The 12,632-nt window shown below is 32.1% G+C and carries 10 protein-coding genes; 7 read left to right on the top strand and 3 right to left on the bottom strand.

Going from position 1 to position 12,632, the window contains the following annotated elements; all coding sequences use genetic code 11:
* Positions 1–2: 2 nt before the first annotated feature.
* On the bottom strand, positions 3–1,187 hold the full coding sequence (locus tag ES045_RS08200) for an asparagine synthetase B (RefSeq protein WP_147115224.1): 1,185 nt from the start codon (positions 1,185–1,187) through the stop codon (positions 3–5).
* A gap of 146 nt (positions 1,188–1,333) precedes the next feature.
* Positions 1,334–2,848 carry a replicative DNA helicase gene (gene dnaB, locus ES045_RS08195; RefSeq protein WP_147115221.1) on the bottom strand — a complete coding sequence of 505 codons (1,515 nt, stop codon included), beginning with the start codon at positions 2,846–2,848 and terminating at the stop codon, positions 1,334–1,336.
* 138 nt (positions 2,849–2,986) lie between these two features.
* On the opposite strand from dnaB, the gene ES045_RS08190 reads away from it, so the two are divergent.
* From ES045_RS08190 to ES045_RS08180, 3 genes are all read left to right on the top strand, one after another.
* Positions 2,987–4,063 carry a DUF3810 domain-containing protein gene (locus tag ES045_RS08190; RefSeq protein ID WP_147115218.1) on the top strand — a complete coding sequence of 359 codons (1,077 nt, stop codon included), beginning with the start codon at positions 2,987–2,989 and terminating at the stop codon, positions 4,061–4,063.
* Positions 4,064–4,160: 97 nt separating this feature from the next.
* On the top strand, positions 4,161–7,121 hold the full coding sequence (locus ES045_RS08185) for an amidohydrolase family protein (RefSeq protein WP_189663050.1): 2,961 nt from the start codon (positions 4,161–4,163) through the stop codon (positions 7,119–7,121).
* Positions 7,122–7,126: 5 nt separating this feature from the next.
* The gene (locus tag ES045_RS08180; protein ID WP_147115215.1) at positions 7,127–8,422 is read left to right on the top strand and encodes an amidohydrolase family protein; all 1,296 of its coding nucleotides are present in this window, start codon (positions 7,127–7,129) and stop codon (positions 8,420–8,422) included.
* Positions 8,423–8,623: 201 nt separating this feature from the next.
* Here the strand turns inward: ES045_RS08180 and ES045_RS08175 are convergent, their stop codons facing one another.
* Positions 8,624–9,103 carry a hypothetical protein gene (locus ES045_RS08175; protein ID WP_147115211.1) on the bottom strand — a complete coding sequence of 160 codons (480 nt, stop codon included), beginning with the start codon at positions 9,101–9,103 and terminating at the stop codon, positions 8,624–8,626.
* Positions 9,104–9,185: 82 nt separating this feature from the next.
* Between ES045_RS08175 and ES045_RS08170 the strand changes: the two genes are divergently transcribed.
* The 4 genes from ES045_RS08170 (at position 9,186) to ES045_RS08155 (ending at position 12,487) form a co-directional block, all read left to right on the top strand.
* Positions 9,186–9,983: a TrmH family RNA methyltransferase gene (locus tag ES045_RS08170; protein ID WP_147115207.1), complete on the top strand. Its 798-nt coding sequence runs from the start codon at positions 9,186–9,188 to the stop codon at positions 9,981–9,983.
* 3 nt (positions 9,984–9,986) lie between these two features.
* Complete coding sequence (gene ppgK / locus ES045_RS08165) at positions 9,987–10,730, top strand: polyphosphate--glucose phosphotransferase (protein ID WP_147115205.1); 744 nt, start codon at positions 9,987–9,989, stop codon at positions 10,728–10,730.
* A gap of 186 nt (positions 10,731–10,916) precedes the next feature.
* Positions 10,917–11,204, top strand: coding sequence for a hypothetical protein (locus ES045_RS08160; RefSeq protein WP_147115203.1), 288 nt, complete (start codon positions 10,917–10,919; stop codon positions 11,202–11,204).
* Positions 11,205–11,254: 50 nt separating this feature from the next.
* Complete coding sequence (locus tag ES045_RS08155; RefSeq protein ID WP_147115200.1) at positions 11,255–12,487, top strand: M48 family metallopeptidase; 1,233 nt, start codon at positions 11,255–11,257, stop codon at positions 12,485–12,487.
* The last annotated feature ends 145 nt before the right edge of the window (positions 12,488–12,632 follow it).

Here is a 12,632-nt window from a genome sequence, read left to right as displayed (position 1 = left end):
GTTTAGGTTTTTTGCTTCTTTTTCTTCGCTGCAGGAAACAATACGTTGTTCAAGATTAAACGATAACCAGGTGAAGTTGGGTGTAAATCTAGTTCTGTTTTTGGGTCGCCAACTCTGTGTGTATAGTCTTCCGGATCATGACCTCCATAAAAAGTAAACATTCCTTTTCCTTTCGTTCCGTGTATATAACGAGCTTCTCTATTCACTATATTTTCACCCAAAACCAATACATTGCTCTTTACTGTATTTCTGTCAAAAGAAGTGGTTTGTCCCATAAATCCTTTTACCAAAGTGGTATGGTTTTGCGTTAACATGGTTGGTACAGGGTCCCATTTTGCAGAAAACTCTACCAAAGAAAAATAATCTGATGTTTTAGGTATTTTTCGTTTGCTGGTCATATCAATAGAAGAAAACTCATACGTTGTAGGGCTTTTAATTAATTGATAATCTTTGAATGCAAATGTTTTATTGTAGTTTATTTGAGATTGATAGTTTGGTGTAGATGCATCACCGTCAAACATTGCTTCCGCAATATCAATTCCTTCTGCCGATAGCGCAATATCAAAACTATCGGTTGCAGAACACATGGCAAACATAAAGCCACCACCAACAACATAATCTCTAATCTTTTTTGCAACGGCTAATTTTTCTTGTGACACTTTAGAGTAGCCAAGTTCTTTTGCTAGTTTTTCTGCTCTTTGTTTTCCTTCTATATACCAAGGTGCTGTTCTAAAAGCACCATAAAATCGACCGTATTGTCCTGTAAAATCTTCATGATGCAAATGCAACCATTCGTAAATCAACAATTTATCTTCTAAAACTTCTTTGTCGTAAATAACATCAAATGGAATTTCGGCATAGGTTAAAACCATGGTCACAGCATCATCCCAAGGCATTTTATCTTTTGGCGAATAAACCGCTATTTTTGGTGCTTTTTCTAAAGTTACTGCATCTTGATTAGAAGATGGGGCAGCAATTTCTTGTAAAATTAATTGTGCTTTTGCATCTGAAATAACTTGATAAGAAACTCCTCGAATTTTACATTCATTTTCTACAATTTTATTATTTTCAATTAAAAATGCGCCTCCATCATAATTTAACAACCATTTCGATTTTAAATCCACTTCTAAAGAGAAAAAGACAATTCCGTATGCTTTTAAATGATTTTTCTGGTTATCATTACTCATGGGTACATATATAAAAGATGCCCAAATTGAGTTTGAGATTAAGAGAAATGTTAGGATTGTTAAGAGTTTTTTCATATCAAAAACTAAAATACACAATTACGAGGAAGCAATTGTGTATTTATATAATTTTATAGGATATTTAATAGTTAAAAAGGAACATCTGTATCACCAAAAGCATCTTTTGGATCAATTCCGCCTTCACTTGCAAAAGGATCATCAGGGAAATCTGCATTCATAGAAGATTGAAATTCTGAACTAAAACCTTCTTCTAAATCTGAAAATTTGGCTAAATGTCCTGTAAATTTCAAACGAATATTATCCAATCCACCATTTCTGTGTTTTGCAACAATAAATTCACCTTGTCCTTCACATGGCGTATGCTCATCATCGTCCCATTCTGTCATTCCGTAGTATTCTGGACGGAAAATAAAAGAAACAATATCTGCATCTTGCTCAATAGCACCAGATTCACGTAAATCGGATAGTAGAGGTCTTTTACTTCCTCCACGCGTTTCTACCGCACGTGATAACTGAGAAAGTGCAATTACAGGCACTTCTAATTCTTTTGCTAATGCTTTTAAATTTCGAGAAATCATAGAGATTTCCTGTTCACGATTTCCTCCTGCTTTTCCACCAGCTGTCATTAATTGTAAATAATCAATTACAATAATTTTTACACCATGTTGCGATACCAATCTTCGTGCTTTTGCACGTAAATCGAATACAGAAAGAGACGGAGTATCATCAATAAAAATAGGTGCATCAGAAAGTTTTTTCACTTTTACGTTTAGCTGCTCCCATTCATGAGGCTCTAAATTTCCTTTTCTTAATTTCTCTGAAGTTAAGCCCGTTTCTGAAGAAATCATACGCGTAATTAACTGAACAGAAGACATCTCTAAAGAGAATACAGCAACTCCGTGACCAAAATCGATTGCCATATTTTTTGCCATCGAAATTACAAATGCTGTTTTCCCCATACCAGGACGTGCAGCAATAATCACTAAATCAGAGGGTTGCCAACCAGAAGTTAACGCATCTAACTTGGTGAAACCTGTCTGTAAACCAGACATTCCTTCTGAGTTACCAATTTCTTGAATCTTTGCTAATGCTTGTTTTACCAAGGAACCTGCATCTTCAGAACTCTTTTTTAAATTTCCCTGGGTAACTTCAAAAAGTTTTGCTTCGGCATCATCTAATAATTCGAAAACGTCTGTACTTTCGTCATATGCATTTTCTATAATTTCACTTGAAATTGAAATTAATTTACGTTGAATAAATTTTTGTAGTATAATTCTAGCATGAAATTCGATATGCGCAGAAGAAGCTACTTTCTGAGTTAAACGAATCAAAAATAAATCACCTCCAACAAACTCTAATTTTCCATTCTTTTTTAACAGGTTCGAAACCGTTAATAAATCTATGGGTTGAGAATTTTGAAATAATTCATAAATAGCAGCATAAACTTCATTATGTTTTTGGTCATAAAAAGCATCGGGACTTAAGACGTCAATTACATCATCAATCCCTTTTTTATCAATCATCATTGCACCTAAAACAGCTTCCTCTAGTTCTACTGCCTGTGGCGGAATTTTCCCTTTTTCAAGACTGATAATTCTACTCTTGTCTATCTTTTTTGCTGCGATTGGCTTCGTTTTTTCCATGGCTACAAATGTACTTTTTTACTTTGTTATTTTTTTCTAAAATAGAACATTTATTTGTTGACATTTATTGTAAACTAAATTGTTATTATCTTGTTAATAACCAGTCAACTTCTATTTTGAATTCTTATTTTTACCCAAATGAAAATAAACAAGAAACAGCTATTTCTAACTATTTTACTACCTATTCAAGTCTTACTTGTGCAATTGGCAGCTAAAAACCCTGCCTTTATAGAACGTTATTATTCCAACGGAATCTATCCTCCTATTGCTACTTTTTTAAGAATTCTACTCGGTTGGCTTCCATTTTCTTTTGGTGATGTAGTGCTTGCTTTTTTACTATTTATTTTTCTTCGTTTTATTGTACGATTGATAAAAAATCGGTTTAGAGATTTTGTTCCTAAAATCATTCATTTTACTGCAATTTTATCAATCCTTTATTTTTGTTTTTATCTTTTTTGGGGATTGAACTATTATAGAGAACCTTTGGCGAAGAACCTAAAATATCAGCAAAAAAAATATACTACTGCACAACTTCAAAAAGTAACAGCACAGATTATCGGAAAATTAAATTATTATCAATTTGAGATCACAAAAATCGATACTTTAAAGGTTGAAAGTAAATATCAACCAAAAGAAATGTACGCGATGGCTCTTTCTGGTTATGCTCATTTGGCTAAAGATTTCCCACAGTTAAAATACCAACATGCCTCAGTAAAAAGTTCTTTAATGAGTTTATTGCAAACTTATAATGGCACTGCAGGTTATTTTAATCCGTTAACAGGAGAAGCACAAGTAAATGACCGAATTCCTAAAACGGCGTATCCAACAACTGTTTGTCATGAAATGGCGCATCAAATTGGTTTTGCTGCAGAAAATGAAGCTAATTTTGTTGGTTTTTTAGCAGCTACATATAATGACGATGTTTATTTTAAATATGCGAGTTATAGAATGGCCTTTAGTTATTGTATTTCTGAACTTAGAAAACGAGACAGAAAGCTATCTAAAGAACTTTGGCGAACGGTAAACAAAGGAGTTGGTAAAGATTTTAACAACAGTTATTTATTTTGGCAAGAATATAAGAATCCGTTTGAACCGCTTGTAAAGAAAGGATATAACGCCTATTTAAAAGCAAACAAACAAGACAAAGGAATTGCCTCTTACAATTATGTTGTTGATTTATTAATTACTTATTTTGAAACTGCAGAAGAAAGCTAGTTTTCTTAAATTTATGTTAAAGTAATTTCTTTTAACAATTTACAAATTGCTTCTAATTAAATTTATAGCAATTAATTCAAATAACTATATCAAACTCATGAGAAAACTACTCTTATTTTGCTCGTTTATGTTGACTATTTCCTTGCACTCGCAAGATTATTTTCCAACAGATGCAGGAGTAAAAACAACAGACAACACCCTGGCAGCATTTACCAATGCCACAATTTATGTAACACCAAAAAAGGTACTTAAAAACGCCACCTTGCTAATTGAAAACGGTAAAGTGATACAGGTTGGTACATCTATTAAAATTCCTAAAGGTGCAAAAATTGTAGACCTTTCAGGAAAAACAATGTATCCTTCTTTTATCGATTTGTATTCAGATTTCGGAATTCAGAAACCTAAAAGAGCTGCTAGTACCTCTAGAACTGCACAATATGAAGCTTCGCGCGAAGGCTATTATTGGAACGATCATGTGAGACCAGACGTAGATCCTATCAAAGATTTTTCTTTCGATTCTAAAAAAGCAACAGAACTTATTAATGCTGGTTTTGGTGTTGTAAATACACACATGCAAGATGGTATTATTCGTGGAAACGGATTGCTCATTGCGTTGAATGCTAATTCTTCGGATGCTTATAGAATTTTAGATACAAAATCTGCGCAGTACTTATCATTTTCTAAAAGTGCAACTTCTAGACAAGCATATCCTAGTTCTAGAATGGGTGCAATGGCATTATTACGCCAGATGTATAATGATGCTTCTTGGTATGCTAATGGCAACATGAAAAATAAAGATATGGCTTTAGAGGCGTTAAATAGTAATAAAAACTTAGTTCAAATTTTTGAAACCGGAAATTTATTGGATGCTTTAAGAGCAGATAAAGTGGGGGATGAATTCGGAATTCAATACACAATTGTTGGTTCTGGAGATGAGTTTGAAAGAATTAGTGATATTAAAGGCACCAATGCAAACTTTATTATACCTATTAATTTTAGTAAAGCTTTTGATGTTTCTAATCCGCTTTTAGCGCAACAAATTTCTTTAAGAGACATGCGTAAATGGAATCAAGAACCGTCTAATTTAAAAGTATTATCAGAAAACGGGGTTAATTTTGCATTGACTACACGTTCTTTAAAATCTGTAAAGTCTTTTCATAAAAACTTACAGAAAGCAATTAAGTATGGTTTCGATAAAGAAAAAGCGTTGGCTTCTTTAACTACAATTCCTGCAACTATTATTGGTAACAATGCTATCGGAAACTTAAATACAGGAAGTTACGCAAACTTTATTGTAACTTCTGGAGATATTTTTGATGCAAAAACTACCATTTATGAAAACTGGGTTCAGGGAGACAAAAATGTAGTAAATGATATGACTATTAAAGACATAACAGGAAATTACATGTTATCTGTTAATGGTAAAAACTACGATTTAACTATTTCTGGTAAAGGAGCAAAACAAACTGGCGCTATTAAAATGGGGGATAAAAAAGTGAAGTCTAAATTTTCTTTTGCAGATGATTGGGTTTCTATCACTTTAAATGAAGATAGCGATTACACTAGAATGATGGGTAAAATCATTAACGCTGCCAATGTAATGCAAGGAACCGCTTATGATACTCAAGGAAATGAAACTTCTTGGTCTGCCAGTAAGCAAGTAAAAAAAGATAGCAAGAAAAAAGAGAATAAGAAAAAGAAAGAAGACGCCATTGTGGTGCTTCCGGTAAGTTACCCTAATCTTGGTTTTGGAAATTATAAGTTACCAGAAACGGAAACTATTTTAATTAAAAATGTAACCGTTTGGACAAGTGAAGATGCTGGTATTTTAGAAAATATAGATGTTCTTTTAAAAGACGGAAAAATTGCTGAAATAGGTAAAAAATTAAAGGCAAGAAGAGCAACAGAAATTGACGGAACAGGAAAGCATTTAACTGCTGGTATTGTAGATGAGCATTCTCATATTGCAGCTTCAGCTGTTAATGAAGGCGCGCAAAATTCTTCTGCAGAAGTAACGATGGAAGATGTAATAGACCCTAATGACATCAATATTTATAGAAACCTTTCTGGAGGAACAACTTCTTCGCAAATATTACATGGTTCTGCAAACCCAATCGGTGGGCGTTCTGCAATCATTAAATTGAAATGGGGAGAAAGTGCTGCGAATATGATTTATGACAATTCTCCGAAATTTATAAAATTTGCTTTAGGTGAAAACGTAAAACAATCTAGAAGTAGCAACGGAACTCGTTTTCCGCAGACAAGAATGGGTGTAGAACAAATGTTTACAGATTATTTTACAAGAGCCCAAGAATATGAAGTTTTAAAGAAAAGTGGCAATCCGTATCGAAAAGATGATGAAATGGAAACCTTGGTTGAAATTTTAAACGGAGAACGTTTTATCTCTTGTCATTCTTATGTACAATCAGAAATAAACATGTTGATGAAAGTTGCAGAGAAATTCAATTTTAGAATCAACACTTTTACACATATTTTAGAAGGATACAAACTTGCCGATAAAATGGCAGAACATGGTGTTGGTGGTTCTACTTTTTCTGATTGGTGGGCCTATAAATACGAAGTAAATGACGCAATACCATACAATGCTGCAATTATGCACAATGCTGGTGTTACGGTTGCTATCAATTCTGATGATAGAGAAATGTCTAGACGTTTGAATCAGGAAGCAGCTAAAACTATTAAATATGGTGGCATGTCGGAATTAGAAGCTTGGAAAATGGTGACTATCAATCCTGCAAAATTATTACACATTGATGATAAAGTGGGCAGTATTAAAGAAGGAAAAGATGCAGATGTTGTTTTATGGAGCCATCACCCAATGTCTATTTACACAAAAGTAGAAAAGACAATTGTAGATGGTAAAGTTTTCTTTGACAGAGCAGAAGATATTAAAAAACGTGAAGCAATCAAACTAGAAAAAAGTAAATTGATTGACATGATGTTGAATGAAAAAATGAATGGTGGTAAAACAAAAGTTCCAATGAAAAGAGGAGATAGAAACTTTCACTGTGATACTTTAGAAGCACTTAATAACTAGAAATGATGAAAAAAATAATATATAGTATGCTATTTTTCTTCTTAGTAGGAAATAGTATCGCACAACAAACACCGGCAGACAAACAAACTACTGCCTTTTCTATTGAAGGTGCAACAGCACACTTAGGAAACGGACAAGTAATAGAGAATTCTCTAATTATGTTTAGTGAGGGTAAATTAACGTTTGTTGGCAGCGCAATGGTAAAAATTGCAAGACAAGGAACTGTTATAAATGCCAAAGGAAAACATGTATATCCTGGTTTTATTGCAGCAAATGCTACGTTAGGTTTGGTAGAAATAGATGCTGTAAAAGCAAGTGATGATGAAGATGAAATTGGTGCTATGAATCCGCATATTAGAAGCTTAATCGCTTACAATGCAGAAAGTAAATTGGTAGAATCTATGAGACCAAATGGTGTTTTAATGGCACAGATAACTCCTAGAGGTGGTACTATTTCTGGTACATCTTCTATTGTACAATTAGATGCTTGGAATTGGGAAGACGCTGCAATTAAAACAGATGATGGTATTCATATGGATTGGCCTTCTAGTTTTACAAGCGGCAGATGGTGGTTAGGAGAAGATCCTGCTTTAAAACCAGATACTAAATATCCTGGTAAAATTGAGGAGATAAAATCTTATTTTATGAATGCTAAAAATTATTTAGCAGGCAATAAAAACAAAACGCACTTGCCTTACCAAGCAACAGCTGATTTGTTTGACGGTTCTAAAAAACTTTTTATTCACGTAAACGGACAAAAAGAAATTACAGATGCTATTACCATTGCGAAAGAATTAGGCATTAATAACCTTGCCATTGTACATGGAGAACATGCAGATAAAGTAGCCGATTTATTAGTGAAAAATAATGTTGCTGTCATTTTAGAAAGACCGCACAGAAACCCAAATAGCGAAGATGACTCTTATGATTCTACATACACTATTGCAAAAACCTTAATAGACAAAGGTGTTTTGGTTAGTTTGGGTATGGAAGGACAAATGGAACGTATGAATACAAGAAACTTACCCTTCTACGCAGGTACATTTGCGGCTTTTGGCTTAGACAAAGAAGTAGCTTTACAGTTAATTACTTTAAATACGGCTAAAATTTTAGGAATTGATTCTTTTACAGGTTCTTTAGAAGTTGGTAAAGATGCAACGTTATTTATTTCTGAAGGAGATGCTTTAGAAATGCGTGGTAATATTTTAACAGATGCTTTTATTCAAGGTAGAAAAATTAGTTTAGAAACGCACCAAACAGAACTTTGGAAACGCTATTCTAATAAGTATAAAACAAAATAAGTTATTTTTTATTCATATAAAAAAGGCTCGCTATTTGCGAGCCTTTTTCATTAAAAACAGTTCGAAAAATAAAACTGAACTTACAATTCTCTTTTTCTTGACAATAAAATTCAAATAAAAACAGCATATAGAACGCTAGTTTTGCTGCATTACAAATATTGTACGAATTATTTTATTTTACAATACCTACAGTTAGGTATATTATTTATCACAATTATAATAATCATACCCATAATCTTTAGCGCCAATTCTAATTTTATTCACATAAACATACACAGATGAGCGCGAATTAACCAGATAATAGGTTTTATAAGTTCCAGAATTTCCGTCTACATGAATTCTGTCTGTAGTTTTTTCTGTTCTTTTAATTTCATTTCTTTCACTTGGTGCCACTGCTTTAAAACTTAGGTGAATATTCTCTCTATATCTATTTCTAAATTGGATATACCATTTGTATTTTTTGGCGTATTTGTTATAGCTATCGTTTCTAACTCTAAAATCTAAACCTTTTAAACAACCTGTTGTGCTCCAAGCACCCCAACCAGATGGAATGTCTATATTATCTAAGGGAATTTCTATTTTAATAAAATCTGTATCAGTATTATGCATCTTACTTAAAGTAAAAGACATCATTACAAATGCGCAAAAGAACGCAACTAAGTAAAATTTAATTTTCTTCATAATCTGTCGTTTTAAAATTCAATACAAATATTTGTAAAAAAGTGAAATGATACAATCCCCATAATTAGGTATATTTGCAGCGATGAAAGAAATTACCAGCATACAAAACTCTTATATTAAAGAACTTTTAAAGTTACAAGAGAAATCTAGAGAGCGTAAAAAAACAGGACTTTTTATTATTGAAGGAAAAAGAGAAATATCACTTGCCATTGCTACAAATTATAATTTTGATACTGTTTTATTTTTTGAGGGATTAATTTCTGAACAAGAAGTTTTACACCTCTTTAATTCAAATGTAAATAGAATTCTAATTTCTAAAGAAGTCTATCAAAAATTAGCCTACAGAGATTCTACTGAAGGAATTATTGCCGTTACAAAAGCAAAAAACTTCACATTAGAAGGTATTCAATTTAAAAATGAAAATCCATTAATTTTAGTAGCAGAAGGTGTTGAGAAACCAGGAAATATTGGGGCACTCTTAAGAACTGCCGATGCAGCAAATATAGATGCTGTTTTTATTGCGAATCCTAAAAGCGATTTGTACAATTCTAATATTATAAGAGCTAGTGTTGGTTGTGTTTTTACAAATCAAATTGGCGTAGGAACTTCCGAAGAAATTATTGAATTTCTGGAAGAAAATAATATTAAAATATATGCCACTACTTTGCAGAATTCAAACGAATATCATAAAGAAAAGTATACCGAAGCATCTGCTATTGTTGTAGGCACAGAAGCAACGGGCTTATCTGCTATTTTTAGAGAAAAAGCAACGCAAAACATCAACATACCAATGCAAGGAAAAATAGATTCTATGAACGTTTCTGTTGCGGCCGCCATTGTTTTGTTTGAAGCAAAAAGACAAAGAGAATTTAAAATATAAAGTATGAAAATGTTAGGGATAGATATTGGTGGCTCTGGAATTAAAGGAGCTGTTGTAAATACAAAAACAGGCGAACTACTAACTGAAAGATTTAGAATTGCAACTCCAAAGCCTGCAACACCAGAAGCAGTGGCTAAAGTTGTAAAAGAAATGATTGCACATTTCGATTGGAAAAAGGCCGTTGGTTGTAGTTTTCCTACCACAATTGTAGACGGTAAATGCATTCACTCTGGTAATTTGAGTCCGAAATGGTTAAATGTAAAAGTGGACAAACTATTCAAAAAAGAATGTAACCTTCCGTTTTTTGTAAGTAATGATGCCGATTTAGCAGGTTTAGCAGAAGTTAGTTTAGGTGCTGCAAAAAATGAAAAAGAAGTTGTACTTGTCATTACAATTGGTACAGGTATTGGTTCTGGCTTATTTTACAACGGAAAGTTAATTCCGAATTTAGAAGTTGGAAGAATGTTGCATACAAATGGGAAAATTATTGAGTTTCACACTGCAGACTCTGTAAGAAAAAAAGAAGATTTATCTTTAGAAGATTGGGCAAAAAGATTCGATTCTTTATTAGAATATGTTCGAATTGTTTTTACACCAAGTTTAATTGTTTTAGGTGGCGGAATTAGCAAAAAATATGATAATTTTAAACAATACTTAACTACAGATGTAAAAGTAAAAGTTGCCGAATTTAGAAACAATGCTGGTATTATTGGTGCTGCAATGTATGCTAGTAAGAAGTGTAAATAGGTTCTAATTTTTATTTTGAATTCCTTTTTACTCAATTCTCAAAATAAAATGAGAGTTCATTAAGTTTGTTACTAATCTTATAAAAACAAAACTTAGCAAACAACACAGATGTAAATTATTGATTTTAAAATGATATAATATCATTTTAAAAGTTGAACTTTATAAAAACTAAATAAACGACAAGCTATGAAAACATTAAGATTCTTATTAATTTTATTGGCTACAGTATTATTAGTTAGCTGTAATGTTAGATTAAAATTGGATCGTACATCAGAAAAAACAACATCCATATCAAGTAGTATAAACAAAGATTCAGCGCTGTATATAATTGCTACAACAGATAAAGACTCTAAAATAAGAGAGAATGCTGTTAGCAAAATAACTTTTGGACCAAGTTTAACAGAAATAGCAAAAACAGACAAAGACCCAGAAGTAAGAAAGTTAGCTTCCGAAAGACTTATCCAATTGAATTAAAAATTACATAACGTACTATCTAAATATAGCTAAATTACCCAAGAAATATAATGACACCAACTTCCTTATTCTACATATTAATTTCCATTTTAGTCATTAGTTTTATTATTGATAAAATTATAGATGCGTTAAACGCAAAACATTTTGATGATAAAATTCCAGTAGAGTTGTCAGATGTTTATGATAAAACTGAATACAAGAAATCACAAGCCTATAAAAAGACAAATGAGAAATTCTCTAATATTAGCGGTACTTTCTCATTTGTATTAACACTTGTTTTCTTTTTTGCAGACGGTTTTAAATATGTAGATAATTTTGCAAGAAGCTTAACCGACAATGCTATTTTGGTGGCGCTTCTTTTCTTTGGCGTTATCATGTTAGGATCAGATATTTTAACAACACCCTTCTCCTACTACAAAACATTTGTTATTGAAGAAAAATTCGGATTTAACAAATCTACAAAAACAATATTTTGGTTAGACAAACTAAAAGGTTGGTTGATGTCTATTTTAATTGGTGGCGGAATTTTAGCAATCATTATTTGGTTTTATCAACAAACAGGGAGAAACTTCTGGGTTTATGCGTGGATTTTAGTAGCTGTTTTCTCCTTGTTTATGAATCTATTTTACGCAAAACTAATTGTACCCTTATTTAACAAACAAACGCCGTTAAAAGACGGAGAATTAAAATTTGCCATAGAAAAATATGCTTCTTCGGTTGGTTTTAAAATCAATAATATTTTTGTTATTGATGGCTCTAAACGCTCTACAAAAGCAAATGCTTATTTTTCTGGTTTTGGTTCTCAGAAAAGAATCACACTTTTTGATACCTTAATAAATGATTTAGAAACTGAAGAAATTGTAGCCGTTTTAGCACACGAAGTTGGGCACTACAAAAGAAAACACATTATCTTTAATTTGATAACTTCTATTCTTTTAACTGGGTTTACTCTGTTTATTTTATCACTTTTTGTGAATTCCCCATTATTTTCAGAAGCTTTGGGAGTTACCACACCTAGTTTTCATATTGGTTTAATTGCATTTGGAATTTTATATTCACCAATTTCTGAAATTACAGGTTTGTTTATGAATTACATATCTAGAAGGTTTGAATACCAAGCAGATAATTTTGCCAAAGAAACTTTTGCATCAAAACCATTAATTACCTCCTTAAAAAAATTATCTAAAAATAGTTTGAGTAATTTAACGCCTCATCCTGCCTATGTTTTTATGCATTATTCACACCCAACTTTGTTGGAAAGAATTAAGAATTTAAACTTGTAATAACACTAGCGCCGCTTCTAGATGTAAATTAAAGTCATTCTAACTAAAAATATTTTAAAATTATTTTCCTGAAGTAAGGTTTATTGCTATATGATTTCAATAAAATTAAAGAACTTAAAATCTTGTTTGTTAAAATTCTATTTCC

Source organism: Polaribacter sp. IC073 (genome assembly GCF_007997075.1).
Taxonomy (GTDB): Bacteria; Bacteroidota; Bacteroidia; order Flavobacteriales; family Flavobacteriaceae; genus Polaribacter.
Note: the sequence above shows the minus strand (reverse complement) of the source record. Positions and strands in the feature narration are given on the sequence as shown.